General features: G+C 60.5%; 19 protein-coding genes. 8 read left to right on the top strand and 11 right to left on the bottom strand.

Annotated elements, in window-relative coordinates; genetic code table 11:
• Positions 1-720 precede the first annotated feature (720 nt).
• The 5 genes from RAZWK3B_RS09790 to RAZWK3B_RS09770 form a co-directional block, all read right to left on the bottom strand.
• Positions 721-1002 carry a hypothetical protein gene (locus RAZWK3B_RS09790; RefSeq protein ID WP_007814630.1) on the bottom strand — a complete coding sequence of 94 codons (282 nt, stop codon included), beginning with the start codon at positions 1000-1002 and terminating at the stop codon, positions 721-723.
• A 463-nt stretch (positions 1003-1465) separates the two neighbouring features.
• Positions 1466-3664: a hypothetical protein gene (locus RAZWK3B_RS09780; protein WP_007814629.1), complete on the bottom strand. Its 2199-nt coding sequence runs from the start codon at positions 3662-3664 to the stop codon at positions 1466-1468.
• A 66-nt stretch (positions 3665-3730) separates the two neighbouring features.
• Positions 3731-4687, bottom strand: a complete 957-nt coding sequence (locus RAZWK3B_RS21170) for a hypothetical protein (RefSeq protein WP_157132213.1) — start codon at positions 4685-4687, stop codon at positions 3731-3733.
• Positions 4684-5145 (bottom strand): heavy metal-binding domain-containing protein, encoded by a 462-nt coding sequence (locus tag RAZWK3B_RS09775; RefSeq protein WP_037295427.1) that lies wholly within the window; start codon positions 5143-5145, stop codon positions 4684-4686. Before RAZWK3B_RS09775 ends, RAZWK3B_RS21170 begins: the two co-directional genes overlap by 4 nt.
• Positions 5146-5170: 25 nt before the next feature.
• Positions 5171-5470 (bottom strand): hypothetical protein, encoded by a 300-nt coding sequence (locus RAZWK3B_RS09770; protein ID WP_007814624.1) that lies wholly within the window; start codon positions 5468-5470, stop codon positions 5171-5173.
• A gap of 413 nt (positions 5471-5883) precedes the next feature.
• Between RAZWK3B_RS09770 and RAZWK3B_RS20200 the strand changes: the two genes are divergently transcribed.
• A complete protein-coding gene (locus tag RAZWK3B_RS20200) occupies positions 5884-6351 on the top strand; it encodes a hypothetical protein (protein ID WP_007814621.1) in 468 nt (155 codons plus the stop codon).
• 99 nt (positions 6352-6450) lie between these two features.
• A complete protein-coding gene (locus RAZWK3B_RS09760; protein WP_007814618.1) occupies positions 6451-8811 on the top strand; it encodes an ATP-dependent helicase in 2361 nt (786 codons plus the stop codon).
• Between the two features lie 103 nt (positions 8812-8914).
• Here the strand turns inward: RAZWK3B_RS09760 and RAZWK3B_RS09755 are convergent, their stop codons facing one another.
• Complete coding sequence (locus tag RAZWK3B_RS09755) at positions 8915-10231, bottom strand: ArgE/DapE family deacylase (protein ID WP_007814616.1); 1317 nt, start codon at positions 10229-10231, stop codon at positions 8915-8917.
• Positions 10232-10605: 374 nt separating this feature from the next.
• On the bottom strand, positions 10606-10827 hold the full coding sequence (locus tag RAZWK3B_RS09750) for a DUF1127 domain-containing protein (protein ID WP_007814615.1): 222 nt from the start codon (positions 10825-10827) through the stop codon (positions 10606-10608).
• A 238-nt stretch (positions 10828-11065) separates the two neighbouring features.
• On the opposite strand from RAZWK3B_RS09750, the gene RAZWK3B_RS09745 reads away from it, so the two are divergent.
• On the top strand, positions 11066-12148 hold the full coding sequence (locus tag RAZWK3B_RS09745) for an Mrp/NBP35 family ATP-binding protein (protein WP_007814612.1): 1083 nt from the start codon (positions 11066-11068) through the stop codon (positions 12146-12148).
• 53 nt (positions 12149-12201) lie between these two features.
• Here the strand turns inward: RAZWK3B_RS09745 and RAZWK3B_RS09740 are convergent, their stop codons facing one another.
• Both RAZWK3B_RS09740 and RAZWK3B_RS09735 read right to left on the bottom strand, forming a co-directional pair.
• A complete protein-coding gene (locus tag RAZWK3B_RS09740) occupies positions 12202-12723 on the bottom strand; it encodes a peptidoglycan-binding domain-containing protein (RefSeq protein ID WP_007814609.1) in 522 nt (173 codons plus the stop codon).
• 109 nt (positions 12724-12832) lie between these two features.
• On the bottom strand, positions 12833-13216 hold the full coding sequence (locus RAZWK3B_RS09735) for an OB-fold nucleic acid binding domain-containing protein (protein WP_007814607.1): 384 nt from the start codon (positions 13214-13216) through the stop codon (positions 12833-12835).
• 130 nt (positions 13217-13346) lie between these two features.
• On the opposite strand from RAZWK3B_RS09735, the gene RAZWK3B_RS09730 reads away from it, so the two are divergent.
• Together RAZWK3B_RS09730 and RAZWK3B_RS09725 are read left to right on the top strand one after the other, a co-directional pair.
• On the top strand, positions 13347-13670 hold the full coding sequence (locus tag RAZWK3B_RS09730; protein WP_007814605.1) for a 2Fe-2S iron-sulfur cluster-binding protein: 324 nt from the start codon (positions 13347-13349) through the stop codon (positions 13668-13670).
• A 2-nt stretch (positions 13671-13672) separates the two neighbouring features.
• The gene (locus tag RAZWK3B_RS09725; RefSeq protein ID WP_007814603.1) at positions 13673-14428 is read left to right on the top strand and encodes an FG-GAP repeat domain-containing protein; all 756 of its coding nucleotides are present in this window, start codon (positions 13673-13675) and stop codon (positions 14426-14428) included.
• A gap of 39 nt (positions 14429-14467) precedes the next feature.
• Here the strand turns inward: RAZWK3B_RS09725 and purD are convergent, their stop codons facing one another.
• A complete protein-coding gene (purD, locus tag RAZWK3B_RS09720; RefSeq protein ID WP_007814602.1) occupies positions 14468-15733 on the bottom strand; it encodes a phosphoribosylamine--glycine ligase in 1266 nt (421 codons plus the stop codon).
• A 73-nt stretch (positions 15734-15806) separates the two neighbouring features.
• Here purD and xseA point away from each other — a divergent pair, with 73 nt between their 5' ends.
• The gene (xseA, locus tag RAZWK3B_RS09715) at positions 15807-17399 is read left to right on the top strand and encodes an exodeoxyribonuclease VII large subunit (RefSeq protein WP_007814600.1); all 1593 of its coding nucleotides are present in this window, start codon (positions 15807-15809) and stop codon (positions 17397-17399) included.
• A gap of 115 nt (positions 17400-17514) precedes the next feature.
• Here xseA and RAZWK3B_RS09710 read toward each other — a convergent pair whose 3' ends face one another.
• The gene (locus RAZWK3B_RS09710) at positions 17515-17913 is read right to left on the bottom strand and encodes a hypothetical protein (protein WP_007814598.1); all 399 of its coding nucleotides are present in this window, start codon (positions 17911-17913) and stop codon (positions 17515-17517) included.
• A gap of 175 nt (positions 17914-18088) precedes the next feature.
• Between RAZWK3B_RS09710 and RAZWK3B_RS09705 the strand changes: the two genes are divergently transcribed.
• Both RAZWK3B_RS09705 and ftsY read left to right on the top strand, forming a co-directional pair.
• Positions 18089-19774: an NAD(P)H-dependent oxidoreductase subunit E gene (locus tag RAZWK3B_RS09705; RefSeq protein WP_037295574.1), complete on the top strand. Its 1686-nt coding sequence runs from the start codon at positions 18089-18091 to the stop codon at positions 19772-19774.
• A 69-nt stretch (positions 19775-19843) separates the two neighbouring features.
• On the top strand, positions 19844-21163 hold the full coding sequence (gene ftsY, locus RAZWK3B_RS09700) for a signal recognition particle-docking protein FtsY (protein WP_007814594.1): 1320 nt from the start codon (positions 19844-19846) through the stop codon (positions 21161-21163).
• Positions 21164-21252: the final 89 nt, after the last annotated feature.

Genomic DNA, 21252 nt, shown 5'->3' with positions numbered 1-21252 from the left:
GAATATAGCGAGGGTAGTAGCGGCCCCTAAACAGAAAGAAAATACGAACGCGATTGCCAAAAAAAGCACTGTGTTGTCATATCCTTGTGTCATCGCTTCAAGCACCGCTATTTTTTGTTCGCCTCCCAATAGTTCTTAAGTGTTGACGTCAGGCCTGGCTTCCGACCTTGGTCCGGTGCATACTCAGCCAAATTACTATTTAACCTTAGGCCCAAGCATCGCCTGACCTGAATTACCCATATAAGTAATAACAAACGACCCTTTGCCCTTCACCTTGCAGCGAGAGCATCTGAGGAACTTTACTGCGTCCTGTACGACCATCTCACGCCCAAGCCTGTCGATCAAGCCTTTGACTGGTAGCAAAGACGAATGCCCACACATCTCACACTTAAGTCTGAGGCAGACAGCTTGCTGGCGCAACAGTGATTGTTAGTAATGCTGGCTAGTCTGGTCATAAAAAGTCTCTGATTGATAATCGTCAATGCCTGAACTGCCATTTTGTAGCAACATTTGGGATAGGGCTTGCTCGACTTTTCTGTACTCCCAAGTGCGAAAGCTTGTCCCAAAGGTGAACGGACCGATCCGTGTTTTATTGCGAAAGCTATTTAATCGACTGTTTCTACAGCTAATGCATTTTAAATTGGTTCGTTCACCACCTCAGCATCCAAGAACAAAAAATTACTTTTCGTCAGAAGGAGCTGAGGCAGCCACTCGTTAGCATTACTTGAGCTTGGTAGCCCCTTTAACATCTCGTAAATAGTAATCCTTACCTTTTTTATGCGTAAATCCGAGCTTCTTAGCTTCAGTGTCACTGGAAGGCTTGTAGCCATTAATCAGAGTACGCGCCTCAGACCACTTAACACCCTTTTCACTTGCCAGTTTAACTACATCGCCCAAAAACTCTTGCTTATAAGCGTTCTTCTCTGCTTCTTCTGCTTTGCGTAGGTCTTCCATAAGCTGCTTACGCTGTGCAGGCGTCATGCTTTTAATATCAATATCCATTTCTTAATCCTTTCTAACTGTACCTCGAAGGTGAGATGCCGCCATTAGCTCACTAATCTTGCGACTGTCTAGCCCTGTAAATAGGGACACAAACAGTTACATAAAATCAGAACTCCAGCCAAATTTTCGTTCGCAGATTTCACGGTGCTCAGAACTCATTTCATCGTAGTTATTTTCAAGAGCGATCTGTGTGAAAATACGCTTACAATTTTGGTATGGTGAAGAGACGAAATAAAATATCACGAGTAATGAAAAACTCACAATAAAGGCGGACAAGTAAGGGCGGACATATTTGCCAAGCATGGGGATGTCTGCCTCCGTGAATAACCACAACTCAAATCTAGTAGAGAAAGGTAGCTTCAGCATCCGAGGGGTCAATCAGATCTTTGCGCCAAGCATCCCAGCACCTTGGGGAATTTTGGGGAGATATTCATCTAGATCATCGCTATACTATTTTTCCCCATCACACCAACCTCGCCAGTACTTCATCCCAAGAAAGGTTGGGTTCTTCAGTAAGCATCTCAGCAATTGTGTCCCTTAAACCGTAAGGCGGTCTGGGCGATGGCTCTTTTCTTAACTTCTGTTCGTACTCTGCAACTCGCTTACGCAAACTGGCTTCTGCATACAAATCCTGCAGGTCCTTTGGGACAACCTTTGCTCCACTCACGCCTTCGTCGACAATCTCCAGCAACTCACGTGAGGTGAAGGCGTTGAGTTCTACACGCATTGGCTGTTCGTTGAACTCATCCAAGTGCCGCCCTAGCAGAAAATCTATTGCGGATTCCTCTAACCCATAGCCTGCCAAGGTCTCAGCGTAAGATACCCGTGTGTTTTGCTTTTCGAGCTCAACGGGCTCAGATTTCATTTGCCGATGTAGCTGCTGCGCTTGCTCCCACGTAACCCCCAGCTTCGTAGTATCCACTTCATTAGCGAACTGATAACGGTGTCGGTCGGTCACTAGACTGTCTGCAAGAACACATCCGTTGACATCGAAATCAGCCAGAACGTACAGCTGGAACCCATCAACAGCCCCCGCCAGATGATCAATCAAAGCCCGCGCGGCGACAACGGGCAACCCTTTCGAAGAAGCCATAGCCATGTCATACCGCTCTAGAAGCCCAGACTCCCGAATAAGCTGATTGAAACCCTCTTTTTCAACGAATAGCAGCTTGTTGAACCTCCCCTCCGCAGGCATGTTGCCGAAAACCATCGAAGGCCGTGCAGCCCTATCAAACCCAATATTCGCTGTTCTGCCCCTGTAGTTCTCAATCTCAACTGTCCCGAGCCCTACAGTCTGGCCAGTATGGGGTTCCTCCAGCGCGCCACGCTTATCATACGCAATCTTCCATTCCGGTCGTTGGAATCTCGGGAGGTATTTTTGCGTCACCGTAGCGTCATCAAATTTGTCAATCTTGCAGATACGTAGGATTTCGGGCCGCATTGCATACATTAGCTGACGCGCATTCGCCCAGTATCGTCCGCCCTCAGATACTTTTTCGTAGGCATCAGGCAAGAGCTGCTCTACAGCATCTTTGATAGTAATCCGCTTCTCTTTTGGCTTCCGTTTGTTGAGCGCACTCTTGGCCTTTTTTCCAGCCTTCGATAATACACGCATCAGATCATTAACGTAATGATCAAGGTCGACAGCTTTCCCGGAACTGATGATTGGGAAATATGGGCTACTAATCGAAAGTACTGCTCTATAATCGACGTTCTGTCCTAGGGTAAATTTGTCGCGATCTGATCCCGGAAGTTGATATCTATAGAACTGAGTTTCGATGTTAAGGCGCCCCTTTTTCTGCACATTCGCGTTGACGCTTGTGAGACTGATGGCCCTATTCGTGATCAGTATTTCGACACTTATATTGCCGCTGCCCTTAGGTGTCGCCTCGACCCACGCTTCAACCACGTAAGGGATATTCTCGCGCTCTCCTCTTAATTGAGCATATTCCCAACCGGGCATTAAACCAGGACCAACGTCACGCACTTTCGGCGTCCGTTCAAGGGTATGCTTTTGCATCTTGGCAAGCAGGTCTACAGCATCAACCTCGGTAAAAAGTTCATCAGGATTGCTGGGTTCGTAGCCAGTCCGGAACTGCCTAACGATCTCACCGGCAGTTAAACCTTCCGCACTTCGCTGAATGTCCAGAATAGCCTCATCGTCAAACCACTCAGGTATCGCCTTGCTGGACTTTACCACTGGCCCCGCCATTTGCTCCGTTAACTTAAAGCTCAGTAGATCCGGCGTGTTTCCGATTTCATCACAATATACTTGCACCTTCGTGTCTGGGGCCTCACCTTGGTCAATGTAATTTGTTTCGCCATCATCCCCGATTAAGACCTTAGTAGCCTTGCCATTAGCATGAATGACAAGATGTCCGCCCAAACAGTATAGCGCCCCCATCACGGCCCTAAGACCATTGCCCAGCGCGCCACGCTCGCCTAGCCTCCAGTGTTTTGATGATACCAGTGGCCTCTTAATCGACAGAGCCTCAAGGGGAATGCCCGGACCATTGTCGTGGAACTCAAGAAGGTCGCTGTTGACCAATCGCAAGCGCCCACCGCCCACGTCACAAGCATTGTCGATCAATTCCTTGATGATCATTTTTCTGAAGTGGTGCTTCGGTACACCCGCCTTTTCAGACAGGCCCTCTGGCGTCATAAAACGCTTCCAGTCCTCTTGGACCAAAGTAATCGGGGGCATCAGACACCTAAAATTCTGAAAAAGTTACTTTTCCACCTCAAAACTAACTCGCATCCGCTTTGCATTAAATGTGATGACTGCTTTGCCTCCGGCCTCTGCCTCTTTGTAGCCATTTACGCCACAACGAATGACGGCCTTACGTGCAGCTTCAAACGCTTGTCGCTCTGCAGCCTCCGTCGGGGCATTTGAGTTTAAAAGCTTAAATGTCGACGCTTTAGGTGTGAATGTTTCATCCACTTCAAACTCAACCGATATTGTTGATCTTAAAGCGTCATCATTCAAAGAGCCTACGTTCCAACATTGTTGCACACTAGACAATGACGAAGCCGCTTCCGATGCACCTTTCATATTGTTTCTAGATGTGTGTTTAGCCGGTTGGCCTGACAAGCTAAGTTGCTCGACTGCGATGCGTTCAGCTTCGGTGATCTCCGGATATTCCCCTTCTATAAAAGACAAAATATACCGTGTTCTGTCAGGCATATTGGGGTGTTGCACTTCTAAAAATGCCTTTTGGCAGGTTCCATTTAGCAAGGCTTCTGATTTGTCTTTTGAATAGAGCTCCGCACAGCTTTGATAGGTTTCTTCGGCAAGCATTTCACGGTTCGTGGTATTGAACGCTTCTGTCGCTCTCCGAATGGTTTTCTCCACCCTTTCTCTCGCAAAATTGATTTCCAGCTGTAGCTCTGCTTGTCTTTTTGCTGCAGCTAGTTGTTCGGCAGACAAAAAACCACCAAGCGCTACAGAATAAGACCACTGCTCTCCCTTCACAGCTTTTACGCATTCAATTGCACCTTCCCGGTCGTATGGGTCGGAAATCGAACCACTTCCAATTATGGCGTCTGCAGCTGCGTCTGCTGCTTGCTCATCCTTTTCAATTGCTGACAAACAATCGGATATCAGTACATCCAAATCTTGCGCGTGGGCTGTAGCGGTGGAGCAAAGGATTGAAAGCACACTCAGTGCCAAAAGTCGTGTTCTCATTCCTCAATTCTCACAGCAGTTCCCGACGCAACCAGAAGCACCATCGTTGACCCTGTAGCCGCCAATTCCACGTAATCCAAATCGACGCCCACTACAGCGTTAGCACCCACCTCATAGGCTTCCTTCTTCAATTCGTAGAGTGCTGTGCGTCGGGTATCCCTAAGCGTCTTCTGGACAGCCTCTGAGCGTCCGCCAACGATATTTCGGACACCAGCAAACAGGTCTTTGAAGATGTTCATGCCGAAGGCGCATTCAGCCGTGACTACCTCAATCCGCTTGGTGATCTTCAGGCCCTCGGGGTAGGTTTCGGTTGTCAATACTACCGCTTCCACCTCAGCTCTGTGTTTTTGGGTCGCCTGCCTTTCCGTGCTACCGGATCGCAAGCAATTATTGCAAAGTTCATCTGTCGCTTTGTTCAACAGCGACAAATTCTTTCCGCAACTTTTACAAACTGCCATTCATGATCCTTTCACACCTTCGGCGCTATTCTTCTTCCTGCAATTTTTTGAGATACTCAGGCCACGTCAGGTCTTGTTCTGCATCGGAGCTGGTGACTTCTTTCTTTATCTCAAGCTCGCTACAACCATGTTCCCTGATCACTGACCTCCATTTGAACCAGTCGTCATATCTGACGGGGGTCCGAGGCATGTCATTTTGAAAACGCACCCATTCACGATATTCCCTGCAAGCGGCGCGCGATTCCTGCCATTCCTTGCCATTCACGACATAAATGCCAGTTCCGACAATAAGCGCACCCAAGAAGATAAACTGCCAAGTTTTCAAATTATCTTCTCCGCTGCATGGCTCCCAGCATTGCCTCTCCAGAGCCACCAACGAAAGTAATAACGAACGATGCCCGCCCTTTGGTTTTGCAGTGGCTACAGCGCAACTTGGGTATGATTTCCTGAACAGATACTTCTCTCTCAACCGTATCAATTAGAGATGTAACCGCAACCATAGAATTGTGACCGCACAGTTCACACTTTAGCGCGAGGCAGACAGCTTGCTGGCGCAACAATGGTTGTTAGAAATGCTGGCGAGTCTGGTCATTCGACAAACATAAAGCGTCATGCAGACCTCGCAATATGGACCCTATGCTGGGGCCAAAGGTGGACCCTAAAAGCGCGTATAACATATTGACAAATAACATTTATAAAATAACCTTTTGTTAATATTCGTTAACCAAAGGGGCTGGAATGGCGGGTGAAGTGGAACTTGCGGCGCTCTTATGTGCGTTTCTGGCCGGATCCGAGCAGGAGACCCGCAAGTATTTCGACGTCAACGGCATGAGCCGCTATGTGCGGGTGGATTGCGAGACGGACCGGCATGTGATCGAGATCGGGCTGGATGGCAAAAGCGCGTCGCGCGACAGCGTGCATCAGGCGCTGTTCTTTGCGCATCTGACCGGCAAGGCCCCTGCGGTGATCCTGATCGATCGCGACGGGCACGAGGGCCGGTTCGAGTATGAGATGCGCCATGTCACGAAGGCGGCGGGCGTCGTCTATGCCACCTGCAGCGAGGATTTCATCGTGCGTTGGGCGCAGACCCGCGCGATGCGGCAGGGCAATGCCGGCGAAGGGCGCGATGACCTGCCGGGGGCGGGGCCTCAGCAATCGCTGTGCAATCTGGAGGCGCTGCGCGGCGATGGAGAGACAGGCTCCTGAACGGTCGCGTGCGCTGCGGCGGAATGATGCGCAAAAAGCCGGGAACATTCCCCGAACATTCTCTTTAACTCATCTTGAGGCCGCGCTATCTTGGCCGGCATGAGCAGTTTCGACGAATCCGACGCGTTCGAGGGCGCATCGCTGGCCGCCCGCGCCATGGCGGCGCGGCCGATGCCGTATCTCGACGATCTCAACCCCGAGCAACGCGCCGCGGTGCAGGCGCTTGAGGGGCCTGTTCTGATGCTGGCGGGGGCGGGCACCGGCAAGACCAAGGCGCTGACCAAGCGGATCGTGCATCTGCTGAACACCGGCAGCGCGCGCCCCAGCGAGATCCTTGCGGTGACCTTCACCAACAAGGCCGCGCGCGAGATGAAATCGCGGGTGGGCCGGATGCTGGGCGAGGCGGTGGAGGGGATGCCGTGGCTGGGCACGTTCCATTCGATCTGCGTCAAGATCCTGCGGCGCCATCAGGAGCTGGTAGGGCTGAAATCCAACTTCACCATTCTCGATACCGACGATCAGATCCGGCTGCTCAAGCAGTTGATTCAGGCGGCGAATATCGACGACAAGCGGTGGCCTGCGCGGCATTTGGCGGGGGTGATCGACAATTGGAAGAACCGCGCCTGGACGCCCGACAAGGTGCCAGCCGCCGAGGCGGGCGCCTTCGACGGCAAGGGGGTGGCGCTTTACATGCAGTATCAGGCGCGTCTGCGCGAGCTGAACGCGGTGGATTTCGGCGATCTGCTGCTGCATGTGGTGACGATCTTCCAGACGCATGAGGATGTTCTGGCGCAGTATCAGCGCCGGTTCCGCTTCATCCTTGTGGACGAGTATCAGGATACCAACGTGGCGCAGTATCTGTGGCTGCGCCTGTTGGCGGGGGCGCATCGCAACATCTGCTGCGTGGGCGACGACGATCAGTCGATCTATGGCTGGCGCGGTGCCGAGGTGGGCAATATCCTGCGGTTCGAGAAGGATTTTCCGGGCGCCAAGGTGATCCGGCTGGAGCAGAATTACCGCTCGACCCCGCATATCCTGGCGGCGGCGGGCGGTGTGATCGCGGCCAACAAGGGGCGGTTGGGCAAGGACTTGTGGACCGAAGCGGAGGCGGGCGAGAAAGTCCGCCTGATCGGGCATTGGGACGGTGAGGAAGAGGCGCGCTGGATCGGCGAAGAGATCGAGGCGATGCAGCGCGGCACGCGCGGGATGCGGCCCTTTTCGCTGGATGACATGGCGATCCTCGTGCGGGCCTCGCATCAGATGCGCGCCTTCGAGGACCGGTTCCTGACCATCGGGTTGCCTTACCGGGTGATCGGCGGGCCGCGATTCTACGAGCGGATGGAGATCCGCGACGCGATGGCCTATTTCCGGCTGGTGATCAGCCCCGCCGATGATCTGGCCTTCGAGCGGATCGTCAACACGCCCAAGCGGGGCTTGGGGGACAAGGCACAACAGAAGATCCAGGTGACCGCGCGCCAGCATGGTGTGCCGCTGGTCGAGGGAGCGGCGATCCTCTTGCGTGAGAAGGGGCTGACCGGCAAGGGGGCCACCGAACTGGCCACGCTGCTGGACGGGTTGGCCCGTTGGGGCCGGATGACCCATGACGCGGATCTGAGCCATGTGGACCTGGCCGAGATCATCCTTGATGAAAGCGGCTATACGGGCATGTGGCAGGCCGACAAGACGCCCGAGGCGCCGGGGCGTCTGGAGAACCTCAAGGAATTGGTCAAGGCGCTGGAGCAGTTCGAGAATCTTAGTGGCTTCCTTGAGCATGTCAGCCTGATCATGGACAACGAGTCCGAAGAGCAGGGCGAGAAAGTGTCGATCATGACGCTGCATGCGGCCAAGGGGCTGGAATTTCCCGTGGTGTTCCTGCCGGGCTGGGAGGATGGGCTGTTTCCGTCGCAACGTTCGATGGATGAAAGCGGGCAGAAGGGGGTCGAGGAAGAGCGCCGCCTGGCCTATGTGGGGATCACCCGCGCCGAGGAGATCTGCACGATTTCCTTTGCCGGAAACCGCCGGGTCTATGGGCAATGGCAAAGCCAGATGCCGTCGCGTTTCATCGATGAATTGCCGCAGGCCCATGTCGATGTGCTGACGCCGCCGGGGCTTTATGGCGGGGCTTACGGCGCGGCTGCGGCCAGTGCCGGGCCGGCGGTGCAATCGGGGCTCGAGCAGGCGGCGGCGGAGGCGAATGTCTATAATTCGCCGGGCTGGCGGCGGCTTCAGGCGCGCGCGGGCGAGCGGCCCGTGAGCCAGCCGCGCGAACAGCGCTCCAGCGTGATCGATGCGCAGGCGATCAGCGCGCATACGGTCGGCGACCGGGTGTTTCATCAGAAATTCGGTTATGGCGCGATCATCGCCATCGAGGGCGACAAGCTGGAGATCGCCTTCGAGAAGGCGGGAACGAAAAAGGTCGTGGCCCGTTTCGTGACCGGTCCGGACGACGTGCCGTTCTGAGAGCGGGGCAAGGGCTTGGGGGCTCTGCCCCCGCCGGTCAAATCCAAGGGGATTTGACCGCCTCCCCCCGGGATGTTTTCAGCCAGAAGAAACGCGCGGGCGGTCAGGCTTTGCCGGGGGTGCCGGGCAGGCTGGCGAGGCCGCACCAATCGGCGATGAAAAGCGCGATCACCTCGGTGCAGCGCTGGACCGAGGCAAGATCGACCCGTTCGTCGAAGCCGTGGATGCTGTCGGCCAGCGGGCCGTAACACAGGCTCGGGATGCCGTGATAGAGCCCGTAGAATCGCGTGTCGGTGAGGGCGGTCCAGGATTGATCCTCGGGGCGGTCCTGCCCGGTGGCTGTGTGATGGGCGCGCGCGAGGCAGGCTTCGGGCGCCTCGGCATTGTTGAGGGTGTAGCCATCGGCCATGAAGCCCGTCCACAGGATTTCGGGGGGATTGTCGCGCAGGAAAGGGTGCTCGGCCGCGGCGTTCTCGATCGTGCGGGTGATCTCTGCGCGGCGCGCGGCGACGTCATCGCCGGGCAAAAGCCCCATGCGGCAATCCACGTCGCACCAGGCGGGCAGGCTCGAGGTCCAGTCGCCACCGGCGATCTTGCCGGCATTGAAATTGAGCGGGTGCGGGACATCGCGATACTGGGGGTGGTCGCGGGCCGCGTCGTTCCAGCGCGCTTCCATCTGCTGCAAGGCTGCGATCAGGTGCATGGTGGCGGTGATGGCGCTGGCGCCGGTGCTGGCATAGGCCACATGGGCAGGGCGGCCGCGCACCTTGAGGCGGAACCAGATCGCGCCGACCTGCGCGCGCACGAGGCCGAGACCGGTCGGTTCGGGGATGAAGGCGCAATCGGCACGGTAGCCGCGCGCGAGTGTCGCGAGGGCGCCCAGACCGGAGCTTTCTTCCTCGACCACAGATTGGTAATGCAGCCGCCCCGACGGTGTGACGCCCGCACGGCGCAGCGCGTCGACGGCGAAGAGGGCCGCGACCTTGCCGGCTTTCATGTCGCCTGCGCCGCGGCCATACATCCAGCCGTCGCGGATCTCGGGGGCGAAGGGAGGCGAGTGCCACATGGCGTGGGGGCCTTCGGGCACCACGTCGAGATGGCCTTGCAGGATAAGCGAGCGCCCGGCCCCCGTGCCGGAAGAGAGCGTGCCGACGATGGAGCGGACCGAGGGCACTTCGCCCGCGCAGTCGCAAAAGCCTGGCTCGTGCCGGAGGCTTTCGAGGGGGGCGGTCCAGTCATCCACCGACCAGCCACGTGCGCGCAGGGCGCCTGCCATGAAATCGAGGGCTTCGTCCTCTTGGCCGCGGAGGCTGGGAATGCGGGTGAACTCGGCCAGAAAGTGCACTTGGCGGTCGAACCCATCGGCCACGGCGTCGATGATCGCATGGCGCAGGCCGGGATCCTGGCTGTCTGGTGTCATGCTGTCCCTTCCTTCGGCTTTGAAAGGAGTGCAGCAGGCAAGGGACGGGGCGTCAACCCGTCGAGAGCAATAACCTGCGGCGAGAAAAAGAACACGGCGACGCCAGGGAGGAGGAGAGGCGCCGCCGTTTCATTTTCACGATTGGCCCAGGGAGGAGGAGAGGGCCGTTCGTAAGGGTCGCGATCAGCCCAGGGAGGAGGAGAGGGCGTCTCGCTGGTGTCGCAATCGGTCCAGGGAGGAGGAGAGGACCTTTCGCAATCTTCTGGATCCGTTCGGATCCGGGTCTTAAAGGCGGCGCCCCAGGGAGGAGGAGGGGGGCGCCGCCATTGACAGGGGCCTCAGGGAGGAGGAGAGAGGCCCCTGAACTCGAATTCTCAGTCCCGCATGCCGTAAACGGCGCGCAGTGCTTCGGCACGGATGCCGCAGCGTGCAATGCCCAGATCGGCCAGCGTGCGGTTGTCGAGTGCGCGCAGCTCGTTCAGGGTCTTGCGATACACGCGGTAATCGGTGAAACGCTGCATCATGTGATGCAGGGCCGAGGCCAGTTCGAGGCCCAGTCCGGTTTCGGCGGCGCGTGTGTAGTTGGCGAACGTCATTTCAGGTTTCCGTCATCATCCTGTGCACCGGTCGGTGCGTGCCTGTGTTGATACCAAAATACGTCGATGCTGCGTCTGCACAATCCCCCATTGGCTCAATGCTGCTATGCAGCAAATGCATAAGCTGTATTGACCTAACTTTGGGCGTCAGGTTCATTTTTTGGGCGTTGTGCGGAGGCGCCCTTGTCTGTGGTGGGGAATCTGCCACCTATTGCATCAGCAAGATAGGAGTATAGGCATGGCGAATACGCGGGACATCATTCTGAGGCAGCTCGAAAGGTTGGAGTTGCCGGATGGTGGCAATATCGTGTCGCGCGACATGGTGCGGGCGTTGACCATCGAGGGGGATCAGGTGCGATTCGTAATCGAGGCGCCGACGCCGGATATCGCCCGTCAGATGGAGCCCTTGCGCGCCGCCGCCGAGCGCGCCGCCCTGTCGGTGCCGGGGATCGCGCGGGCCAGTGTCGCGCTGACGGCCCATGCGGGCGAGGCCAAGGCGCCCGGCGGTGGGCCGGCGCCCAGTTTGAAGATCGGCGGGCACCCCAAGGGCGGGCAGGAGTCGGTGCGGCCGGCGCAAGTGCGTTCGATCCTTGCGGTCGCGTCGGGCAAGGGGGGCGTGGGCAAATCCACGGTCTCGTCGAACCTCGCGGTGGCGCTGGCCCGGCAGGGGCGGCGCGTGGGGCTGCTGGATGCCGATATTCACGGGCCGAGCCAGCCGCGCATGATGGGGGTGAGCCAGCGCCCGGCCAGCCCCGATGGCAAGATCATCGAGCCGCTGCATGCCCATGGCGTCACTATGATGTCGATCGGCTTGATGCTGGAGGCGGACAAGGCGGTGATCTGGCGGGGGCCGATGCTGATGGGGGCGCTGCAACAGATGATGTCGCAGGTGCAATGGGGCGAGTTGGATGTGCTGATCGTCGATCTGCCGCCCGGTACCGGCGATGTGCAGCTGACGCTGTGCCAGCGCGCAGCGCCGACCGGCGCGCTGGTGGTGTCGACGCCGCAGGATGTGGCGCTGATCGATGCGCGCAAGGCTATGGATATGTTCCGGACGCTCAAGACGCCGATCCTCGGGCTGATCGAGAACATGTCCAGCTTCCATTGCCCGGAATGCGGACATGAGGCGCATATCTTCGGTCATGGGGGCGTGGGAGCCGAGGCAGAGAAGCTGGGCCTGCCGCTGCTGGCGGCGCTGCCCATCGACCTCGAGACGCGGCTGGCGGGCGATGCGGGGGTTCCCGTGGCGGCAGGTGACGGGCCGATGGCCGAGGCCTATGCCCGGCTGGCGGAGCGGCTGGTGCAGGGGGGGATGGCCTGAGTCTGGGCCTGAACCGGGGCCTGAAACCTGGGCCTGAGCGCGGGGTGCGCGTGTCAGTTTTCGTCAGGGGGGGCCACGGCCACGAGACCCAGTTTGCGCGCCGCGGCGAGGGACAGGATACCTGAATCCAGACCTTCGGGTTTCTGATAGGCGCGGATCGCGGCGCGGGTGCGGGCGTCCATCTCGCCGGTGATCGGGCCGCGATAGAGGTTACGGACCTTGAGCGCGCGTTGCAGCGAGGCGATGAAATCCGGTGTCTGCTCGGTGGCGCAGGGGGTCTGGAACCATGTCGCCTTGCGTTCGCGCAGAATGGCCTGCCGGGTTTCGGTCTTGAAGATCGCGGGCTGGGTGACGGTGCCGTCGGCCCTGATCTCGGCGGGTTGCAGCATGACCTGTTCGGTGACCGTTTCGACGATTGCGGGGGTGACCTGCTTGCCCCAGCAGGTGCCGGGCGGGGCGCCTGGGGGGGCCTCTTGCAGGGTTTGGACGATGTCGGGTTCGCGCAGGGCGGCGGTGGTCTGACATCCGGCCACAAAACCGGCGGCCAGAAGAAACGCAAAAGAACGGACTGTCATTGCTCGGGCCTCGGGGGCGTTGTTTTGCACGGAGTGTATCGCCTTTCGCCGCAAAGCTGAAACACAGTTTTGCAGGGGGCTGTGCCGCGATCGGCCCGGAGTGGCAAGATCAGCGCAGGGACGGGTCCAGCAGGCGGTCGAGCAGGGGTGAGATATCCTCGATCTTTTCGGCCACCACATGCACCACGCCGGATTGGCGCTGCACCCGGCCGGTGACCCGCAAGAGCCGCCCCGAGATCACCGCGCGGCGGAACTGTTCGTAGAGCGTTCGCCAGACCACGACATTGACCACGCCGGTTTCATCCTCGAGCGTGAGAAAGATCACCCCCTTTGCGGTGCCGGGTCGCTGACGCAGGATCACCAGCCCGGCGACCGCGACACGCGCGCCTTCGGGCGGTTCGGACAGACGGGCCGCGACAAGGCAGGCCGGAGGGCGGGGCCATGTCGCACGGGCGGTGGCGGGGGATGCGGAAGACGAAGAGAAGACCTGCATGAGAACAAAGATAGAACATATGGATTTTGTCGCAACTCTTTTTGACAGGGGTCGCAAATGGGGCTGGTCTGACCTAGATGGCTTGGCTAGGAAACGGAACGTCCGTCACGTCAAGGGAGAGCAAGAGTTCATGGCGAAGATCACTTATATCGAGCATAACGGGACCGAGCACGTGGTCGAAGTGGCCAACGGCCTGACCGTGATGGAAGGTGCGCGCGACAACAACATTCCCGGCATCGAGGCCGATTGCGGCGGTGCCTGCGCCTGTTCGACCTGCCATGTCTATGTCGATCCGGCCTGGGTCGAGAAGCTGCCCGCCAAGGATGACATGGAAGAGGACATGCTGGATTTCGCCTATCAGCCCGATCCGGCACGCTCGCGGCTGACTTGCCAGCTCAAGGTCACGGATGCCCTTGACGGGCTTGTGGTCCAGATGCCCGAAAAGCAGATCTGACAATGCGGCGGGCGGGGGCATGGATCGCATGTGCCGCCGCCTGTCTTGCCGGGGCGCTGCACGCTGAGGAGCCTTGGGTCACGTCAGAAGGCCAGGGCATCAACGCGGCCCGGTTCGAGGTGCCCGACGACAGCTATCCGCACCGGATCATGGGCGCGATTCCCGAGCGCCGGGTTCTGGCGGTGCGCGATGCGCAGGGCCGGGAGATCCGGTTCGATCTGCGCGAGGGGCCGGAGCCGGATCATGTGTTCGAGGATATCGCGCCACGCGTCGTGGATGCGGATGGAGACGGGCGGCTGGATGTGGTTCTGGTCGAGGCCGATCCGCGCCTTGGCGCGCAGCTTGCGGTCTACAGCCTGCGGCAAGGGCGGCTGGTCAAGGCCGCCGCCACGCCGCATATCGGCACAAGGTTTCGCTGGCTTGCCCCAGCGGCGATTGCCGATCTCAACGGCGATGGGGTGATCGACATCGCCTATGTCGAGACGCCGCATCTGGGCAAGACGCTGCGGGTCTGGAGTTGGGCGCCGGGCGGTCTGACCGAGATCGCGCGTCTGAGCGGTGTCACCAATCACCGCATCGGCGACGAGGTGATCTGGGGCGGTTTGCGCGATTGCGGGCAGGGGCCGGAAATCGTGGTGGCGGATGCCGGGTTTCGGCGCGTGCTGTCGGTGGCGTTCGAGGGGCGCCAGTTGGTGGCACGGTCCTTGGGGACAAGGGCCGATGCGGCGGGGTTCGATCGGGCGATGGCCTGCCGCTGAGGGGCGACCGAGGTCAGAGGCCCTGAGCGGCGTCCGGTATCAGGACAGAGCGCGCCAGCCGATATCGCGGCGGCAGAAGCCTTCGGGCCAGTCGATCCGATCAACCATCATATAGGCGCGGTCGCGGGCCTGTTGCAGGGAGGCGCCGCGCGCGGTGACGTTCAGCACCCGTCCGCCCGAGGCCACGATCCGTCCATCGGCCATTGCGGTTCCCGCGTGAAAGATCATGTGAAAGCTGTCTTCTGTCGTGTCGTCCAGTCCGTTGATTGCACTGCCTTTTTCATAAGAGCCGGGATAGCCCTTGGCGGCCATCACCACAGTGAGCGCGTGATCTGTGGCCCAGTTGACCTGAGCCTCGGCCAGACGCCCCTCTGCGGCGGCTTGCATCAGATCGAGCGCCTGAGCGCCAAGGCGCATCATCAGCACCTGACATTCCGGGTCACCGAAGCGCACATTGTATTCCACCAGCCGGGGCTGGCCGTTCTGGATCATCAGGCCGGCATAGAGCACGCCCTGATAGGGCGTGCCGCGCCGGGCCATTTCGCGCAGGGTGGGGCGTATGATACGCTCCATCGCCAGATCGGCCACCGCATCGGTCAGGACGGGGGCCGGGGAATAGGCGCCCATGCCGCCGGTATTGGGGCCGGTATCACCGTCGCCGACGCGCTTGTGATCCTGTGCCGTGCCGATGGGCAGGGCATTCTCACCGTCGCAGAGCACGAAGAAGCTGGCTTCTTCGCCTGTCATGAATTCTTCGATCACCACTTCGGCGCCTGCGTCGCCGAATTCTCCGCCGAACATGTCGTCGATCGCGGCCAGCGCCTGTGCTTCGGTTTCAGCGACGATCACGCCCTTGCCGGCGGCCAGCCCGTCGGCCTTGACCACGATGGGCGCGCCCTGTGCCGTAACGTAAGCGCGCGCAGAGGCCGCGTCGGTGAAATGGCCATAGGCTGCGGTGGGGGCGCCCGCCGCATCGCAGATCGACTTGGTGAAGTGCTTGGAGGCTTCAAGCTGGGCTGCGGCCTGCGAGGGGCCGAAAACCAACAGGCCCGCATCGCGCAAACGGTCGCTGACACCAGCGGCAAGGGGGGCTTCGGGGCCGACGATCACGAAGTCGATGGTGTTTTCGTCGCAGAAATTCACCACCGCCGCGCCGTTCAGGATATCGAGGCTTGCGCATTCGGCGATCTGGGCGATGCCGGCATTGCCGGGGGCCACGATCAGCTTGTCGCATTTGGGGTTCTGCATGACCGCCCACGCGATGCTGTGCTCGCGGCCGCCCCCGCCGAGGATCAGGATGTTCATGGCGCCGCTCTCCTGCTTGGCCTTGGATCATGGGCGTTCTAAGGTGGTGCGAGAGCAGACACAAGGCGCACGCATGTCCGACCTGATCGACGACCCCATGGAGGGCGAAAACGCCCCGGAATTCTCGGTTTCCGAGATTTCGGGGGCTGTGAAACGGGTGATCGAGGGCGAATTCGCCCATATCCGCGTCAAGGGCGAGGTGGGCCGCGTGAGCCGCCCACGCTCGGGGCATGTGTATCTGGACCTCAAGGATGACCGCTCGGTTCTGGCGGGGGTGATCTGGAAAGGGGTGGCCAGCCGCCTTTCGGTGCAGCCCGAAGAGGGGATGGAGGTGGTGGCCACGGGCCGTTTGACCACGTTCCCCGGGCAATCGCGCTATCAGATTGTGATCGAGGATATCAAGCCGGCGGGCATGGGCGCGCTGATGGCGATGCTGGAAAAGCGCAAGACGCAACTGGCTGCCGAGGGGCTCTTTGCGCCCGAGCGCAAGCGGCCTCTGCCGTATCTGCCCGAGGTGATCGGGGTCGTGACCTCGCCCTCTGGCGCGGTGATCCGCGATATCCTGCATCGGCTGCGCGACCGGTTTCCGCGCAAGGTGCTGATCTGGCCGGTGGCGGTGCAGGGCGAGAAATGCGCGCCCGAGGTGACCCGCGCGATTCAAGGCTTCAACCGGCTCAGCCCGGGCGGTGCGTTGCCCCGGCCCGATCTGCTGATCGTCGCGCGGGGTGGAGGCAGCATTGAGGACCTGTGGGGGTTCAACGAGGAATCAGTGGTGCGGGCAGCGGCGGCCAGCGAGATTCCCCTGATTTCGGCGGTGGGCCACGAGACCGACACGACATTGATCGACTTTGCCGCGGATCAGCGTGCACCGACGCCCACGGCGGCGGCGGAACTGGCGGTGCCTGTGCGGATGGATCTGTTGGCATGGGTGGACAAGCAAGAGGCGCGGATGACTCACGCGCTGACCTCGGGGGTGACGGCGCGGGGGCAGCGGTTGCGCGATCTTGCGCGGGCCTTGCCAAGGCCCGAGCGCCTGCTGGATACACCGCGCCAGCGGCTTGATGCATGGTCCGACAGGTTGCCTGCGGCGCTCACGCGCACGGTACAGGCGCGCAGGGTGAGGCTTTTCGAGGCGTCGGGTGCGCTGCGACCGGGCGCGCTGCAATCGCGGCTGGCATCGCGGCGCGAGATGTTCCTGTCATGGGAGGCACGGCTGGCCCCGGCGTTGCAACGCATGGTGGACCGCAAACGCGAGACGCTTGACCGCAGACTGGACCGGTTGAGCCTGCGGCCCATCGAGCGCGATATCGCGCGCAAGTCCGAGCAGCTGGACCGGGTGGCGCGCCGGTTGTCGGATGCCGGGGACCGGCAGCTGCGCGGCTGGCGGGAGCGGATCAACGCGATGGACCGGCTGCGCGAGACACTGGGCTACAAGGCGACCTTGCAGCGTGGGTACGCGGTGGTGCGCGGCGATGGGGACGTGGTGACGACCCGCGCTGCCGCCCTTGGCGCGCAGGCGCTGGAGATCGAGTTTGCAGATGGTCGGATGCCGGTAGGAGGTGCGCCCGATGACGGGGCCGCACAGGACCGGACGCTTGCCGAAAAACCGGTGAAAAAGCCCGGCAAGCGCCCCTCGGACCCGCCCGATCAGGGCAGTCTGTTCTGATTGTGGAGAAGGGTTTTCTGCGTCGGGATTTGCGGTGCGGGCCTTAAAGGGCTGTGGATGACTTCCCGGCGCAGGTTGATTTTCTGAAAGCCCGAATGGCGCCAAGAGGCCCTTCTCAGACGCCGATTTCGGGGCCGGGGCAGATCAGCGGGTCGCGGCTTTGCTCGACCTCGTAAAGCTCGGTGGCGGACGGATCGTTTTCGAATCGCGCGATCAGGCCGGACCCGGATTGCCGAAAGCTCCAGCATTGCGGGTCGGGGTTGGTGTCGTAGACGAAGCAGATCAGCCCGTTGTCTTCGTACCAGCGGCCTTCCTGACATTCGCCGTCCAGAAAGGACCAGATCACACGCCGGTCATCGAGATATTCCTCGGCACCATAAGGCACGCCATTATTGCCGTAATAGAAGGTCTTGCCGGTTGTGTAGGCGTCGAATTCCTCTGCGGTCATGGCAGGATCGGCCCGCAAGGCGGGGGCCAAAAGCAAAAGGCACAGGGTCCACATCACGCGACGCATGGCGGTATAGTGACAGATGGGGCCTGTTGCGACCAGTGGGGAGCGATCACATGTCCGGGACCGCCGCATTTTACCCGCCCTCAACGTTTCCGGTGGTGCAGATGTCGCTTTTGGTCACGCGCGGGGGGCTGGTGATATGTATCTGTCGGGCGGAACGCAGACAGGGAACACGCGCATGGCACTGGATGAACGCAAGGGCGTCTGGAAATCGGGCAAGGGCAAGGGCCGTCACACGCCAAAGGGCCGCCAGCTCGAGGATCACCCATGGCAGGAGGTGCAGGAGCTGCTTGGCGCCGCGCCGCGCCGCCGCGATCTGCTGATCGAGTATCTGCATCTCATTCAAGATCGTTTTGGGCATCTGTCCGCCGCGCATCTGCGGGCGCTGGCCGAAGAGCTGCGCATCGCGCAGGCCGAAGTCTATGAGGTGGCAACGTTCTATGCGCATTTCGACGTGGTCAAGGAAGGCGAGACACCGCCGCCCGCGCTGACCATCCGGGTGTGCGATTCGCTGAGTTGCGAATTGGCGGGCGCACAACAGTTGAAAAAGGCGCTGGAGGACGGGTTGGACCCGGCGAAAGTGCGGGTTCTGCGCGCGCCCTGCATGGGGCGGTGCGATACAGCGCCGGTGTTGGAGATCGGCCATAACCATATCGATCACGCCACCCCCGAAAAGGTCGAAGCGGCGATCGCCGCCGACGATACCCATGCGCATGTGCCGCAGTACGAAACCTATGATGCCTATGCGAAGGCGGGCGGCTATCAGGTGCTGGCGCGGCTGCGCGAGGGCGGCGATTTCGAGACGGTGCAGCAGGACTTGCTGGATGCCGGTTTGCGTGGGCTTGGCGGTGCAGGCTTTCCGTCGGGGCGCAAATGGGGCTTCGTGCGGGCCGAGAAAGGCCCGCGCTATCTGGCGGTGAATGGCGATGAGGGCGAGCCGGGCACCTTCAAGGATCGCTTTTACCTTGAGCGGCAACCGCATGTTTTTCTTGAGGGAATGCTGATCGCTGCCTGGGCCGTCGAGGCCGAGACCTGCTTTATCTACATGCGAGATGAATACCCCGCCGTGCTGGAGATCCTGCGCCGTGAGATCGCCGCCTTGGAAACTGCCGGTGTCGTGGCGCCGGGTTATATCGATCTGCGCCGGGGGGCCGGGGCCTATATCTGCGGTGAAGAAAGCGCGATGATCGAATCGATCGAGGGCAAGCGCGGCCTGCCGCGCCATCGTCCGCCCTTTGTGGCGCAGGTGGGCATCTTCGATCGCCCGACGCTGGTGAACAATGTCGAGACGCTTTACTGGGTCACCCGCGTTCTGCGCGAAGGCAAAGAGATCCTGTCGGATGTCGAACGCAACGGGCGCAAGGGGTTGCGGTCCTATTCGGTGTCGGGGCGCGTCAACAAGCCGGGTGTGCATCTGCTGCCTGCGGGATCGACGATCACCGATATCATCGAGGCGGCAGGGGGCATGCTGGAGGGTCACAGCTTCAAGGCCTATCAGCCGGGCGGGCCGTCCTCGGGGCTGTTGCCGGCGTCGATGAACGATATTCCGCTGGATTTCGACACGCTTCAGCCGCATGGCACCTTCATCGGGTCGGCGGCGGTCGTGGTGCTGTCGGACAAGGATTCCGCCAAGGCGGCGGCGCTGAACATGCTGCGGTTTTTCGAGGATGAGAGCTGTGGGCAGTGCACGCCGTGCCGGGTCGGTTGCGAGAAGGCGGTCAAGCTGATGCAGGCCGACAGATGGGACCAGCCGCTGCTGGAAGAGCTGTGTCAGGCGATGGGCGATGCGTCGATCTGCGGGCTGGGACAGGCGGCGCCGAACCCGATCCGTCTTACAATGAAGCATTTCCCCGACGAGATCTGACGGACGTCGGCATCTTCCAAATCCCGACGATCCGCATTAGGTGAGGATTGAGACGGTATCGGAGGCCGCATGGCGTTTTTCACGAAGCTCAAGGAACGGCTGTTCAAATCCTCCTCGAAAATCGAGGACGGTCTGGATGCGATCATGGAGGATGGCGTCGAGGAAGAGGTGCTTGTCGCACCCGAGCCACGCCCGGAGCCACGCCCGGAGCCGGAGCCCCGGCGCGAGCCCGTTCCCGAGCCTGAGCCGGAACCAGCGCCCGAACCGGAACCAGCGCCGGAACCGGAACCAGCGCCGGAGCCGGAACCAGCGCCCGAACCGGAACCCAGCCCCGAGGAAGTCCCCGAGCCGCCCTCGGAGGCGCCTGCCGAACCGCCCCTTGAATGGCCGGACCAAGCCCCGCCCGAAGCGCCGGTGCGCGCGCCCGATCCGGCGCCTGCGCCGACGCCGCAGGAAATCCCCATCGATGAGGTGACCAGCCCGGCGCAAGACAGTGCCAAGCCGGGACTTCTGGGGCGTCTTTTGGGTCGCAAGGAGGGCAAGACCGTTGTGCGGCGCGTGCTGGACGACGACATGCTCGAACAGCTCGAGGAGCTGTTGATCTCGGCGGATATGGGGGTGGATACCGCGCTGCGCGTGACCGCCAACATGGCCGAGGGCCGCATGGGGCGCAAACTTTCCGGTCAGGAAATCAAGGAGTTGCTGGCGCAGGAAATCACCCGGATCATGGAGCCGGTCGCCCGGCCCATGCCGATCTATCCCAAGACCCCGCAGGTCGTGCTGGTGGTGGGCGTGAACGGATCGGGCAAGACCACGACAATCGGCAAGCTGGCCAGCCAGTTCAAGGCGGCGGGCAAGAGCGTGGTGATCGCTGCCGGTGACACGTTCCGCGCGGCGGCTGTGGAGCAGTTGCAGATCTGGGGCGGGAGGGCCGGTGTGCCGGTGCTGACCGCGCCGGAAGGGTCTGATCCGGCCAGTCTGGCGTTCGACGCGATTGAAAAGGCGCAGGCCGATGGCGCGGACCTTCTGATGATCGACACGGCGGGGCGATTGCAGAACCGGGCTGACCTAATGGAAGAACTGGCCAAGATCGTCCGGGTCATCCGCAAGAAAGATCCCGGCGCGCCGCATAATACGCTTCTGGTGCTCGATGCCACCACGGGGCAGAACGCCCTGAGCCAGGTCGAGACGTTCCAGAAACTGGCCGATGTGTCGGGGCTGGTGATGACCAAGCTCGACGGCACGGCGAAGGGCGGGGTTCTGGTGGCGCTGGCCGACAAGTTTGGCCTGCCGATTCATGCGATCGGCGTGGGCGAGCAGATCGACGATCTGGCCCCGTTCGACCCTGAGGATTTCGCAGCGGCCCTGATCGGGCTTGAGCGCGGCTGACCCCCGGCCGGGAGCGCGGCCCGCCCCTATGCCTGTGGCACAGTGCCATGCCCGTATGCCATTGATTGCACCGGGGGCTGTGATAGGTG

This window comes from Roseobacter sp. AzwK-3b (assembly GCF_000170875.1).
GTDB classification, from domain to species: Bacteria; Pseudomonadota; Alphaproteobacteria; order Rhodobacterales; family Rhodobacteraceae; genus Roseovarius; species Roseovarius litoreus.
This window is presented reverse-complemented; position numbering and strand designations above follow the sequence as displayed.